We start from the raw sequence: 556 nt of genomic DNA, 5'->3' as shown, positions 1-556 counted from the left end.
ACACCGATCACGGGGCGGCGACGAGAGGCTGTCCATTTCAAACCGCATGACTTCGCCGCTCCCGTGCATCGGATTGTTCGTCGGTCTTGAGGCGAAGAAGTATCCATTCACATTCACCGCGTAAGAAAGCAACCGACAATTGACAGGGTGACGAGTCCCCCGGCGGAGCAGGAGATCATTGTACCCACCTTCAACGTTGGTTGACGCCAGATGGCAAATGTAGAGAACAACATGGCCGAGATCAGTCCGGTCGCTGCCAGATAAATAAGCATGCAAACGATCACAATTTGAAATGGACCATCTCCAAAGAGGAATCGATCCGCAATCATCTTGGCACGATCGCCGCCGCGGATCTGTGGATCAACCATCGTGGAAAATGCGTAGACCACGAGGGTTTGCCACGCGAACGTCAATCCGATGATGGCCGACAATATCGAGAGTCCGATTCCGTACCAGCGCGGAGGAGGAAGAGCGGTATTCGCTGGGGGTTGTGCAGTGGTCGATCGATACGAAGTGTCAGTCATTGAGTACACCGACCGTTATGACCGACGAACGG

The 556-nt window shown here is 54.1% G+C and carries 1 protein-coding gene; it reads right to left on the bottom strand.

The genetic code is table 11. The annotated features are described in order from the left end of the window. Positions 1-113: 113 nt before the first annotated feature. The gene (locus tag RE6C_RS01505) at positions 114-389 is read right to left on the bottom strand and encodes a hypothetical protein (RefSeq protein ID WP_236617861.1); all 276 of its coding nucleotides are present in this window, start codon (positions 387-389) and stop codon (positions 114-116) included. Positions 390-556: the final 167 nt, after the last annotated feature.

It is taken from the genome of Rhodopirellula europaea 6C (assembly GCF_000338295.1).
In the GTDB taxonomy this organism is placed as follows: domain Bacteria; phylum Planctomycetota; class Planctomycetia; order Pirellulales; family Pirellulaceae; genus Rhodopirellula; species Rhodopirellula europaea.
The sequence above is the reverse complement of the archived record's forward strand: the minus strand, read 5'-3'. Positions and strand labels throughout refer to the sequence as shown.